The sequence below is a fragment of the Dialister sp. genome (assembly GCF_036343215.1).
Lineage (GTDB): Bacteria > Bacillota > Negativicutes > Veillonellales > Dialisteraceae > Dialister.
This window is the reverse complement of sequence record NZ_JAZASU010000211.1, coordinates 1-1,297: the sequence shown is the minus strand read 5'-3', so window position 1 is coordinate 1,297 and position 1,297 is coordinate 1. Positions and strand designations below refer to the sequence as shown.

Genomic DNA, 1,297 nt, shown 5'->3' with positions numbered 1-1,297 from the left:
CATTTCTGATGAAAACTGTGTATAAAAATGGCCCGCCATCCAATTTGATGCGGGCCTCCTTCACTGAGAACTGTGAACTGAGAACTGATAACTTTATAAACTCCGGCTATTCAATATTTTGTGTAATTATTGTACAGCCCCAATTTTATATATCGGCCCTGCGGACCCTGGCCTATGGTCCGCATAGGGAGATTTAATCACTTTGCTGCATCGCTTCCCATATAAAAACTGGCGGGCTTTCACATTTGATGCCCGCCACTTTCCCGAAATCCGAAGTCCGAAATCCGATGACAACAAGGAATAGTAAAATTTTATTTGCCCATCCACTCAGCGGGATAGTCTCCCCGATACTCCACCACCTGGTCCAGCGGTTTTCTTGGCATGGGGCGGATTTCCTTATCCGTGTAGCCGAAGGCGATGGCAGCTGCCATTTCTCCTTCTATGCCCAGCCATTCTTTCAGTTCGTCATAGGCAAAGAAAACATTGCAGGTCCAGAGGCTTCCAATGTTTCTGGCCGTGGCTTCGAGGCACATATTCTGGATGGCGGCGGCAACGGACTCAATATCGGAAATTTCCATCATGTGTTCCGGAATAGAAAGATTTTTCCGGTAGGAAATACCCTTTGTATTGATGACAAATACGATGACCGGGGCCTGTTCAAGAACTCTTGCGGTATAGATGGCAGAAGGAATGAATTTCGCGTATTCTTTGCCAAACATGGCATTTTCCGCGCCTTCCCGGTTCTTCTGAATTCCTTCCTTCAGCTTTTTCACCATGGCTTTCCGCTCATCCCCGCGGATGACGATGAATTTCCAGGGCTGCTGATTCTTTTCCGACGGTGCCCAGCAGCCGGCTTTCAGGATTTCCTCCAAATCTTCGGCGGGAATCGCTTTCTGGAGGAAATGACGGATACTTCTTCTTTTGTAAATGGCTTCAATCATTTGGGAATCCTTTCTCTATGGCAGTTTTCCGAGTACTTGTTTCGTGAATAACATGTCAATTATAGTGCTTTTTAGACCGGGAGTCAATGGGGAGCGGATTGGGGATTGCGGATTGCGGGAAGGTGGCGCCCTTGCGGGCGCAATTTTTTATATTGGCCTTCGGCTCTCAACTGGCGGTGCTTACTTTATATCTTCCATTTCGAATGAATGTCCAACATATTGCCGGGTGCCGTTTGTACACCCGCAACACCTGCTTCGCGCCCCCTCCTCCCCTGGTCAGGTAATGGCACACACTTAAGGATTTACTCCTAAAAACAGACAATTATATAACCCCATTTTAGCGTATCCAGCAGGAT

The 1,297-nt window shown here is 47.4% G+C and carries 1 protein-coding gene; it reads right to left on the bottom strand.

All coding sequences use genetic code 11. The features are described from left to right. Positions 1 to 311: 311 nt before the first annotated feature. Positions 312 to 941: a nitroreductase family protein gene (locus VZT47_RS10460; protein WP_330224903.1), complete on the bottom strand. Its 630-nt coding sequence runs from the start codon at positions 939 to 941 to the stop codon at positions 312 to 314. Positions 942 to 1,297: the final 356 nt, after the last annotated feature.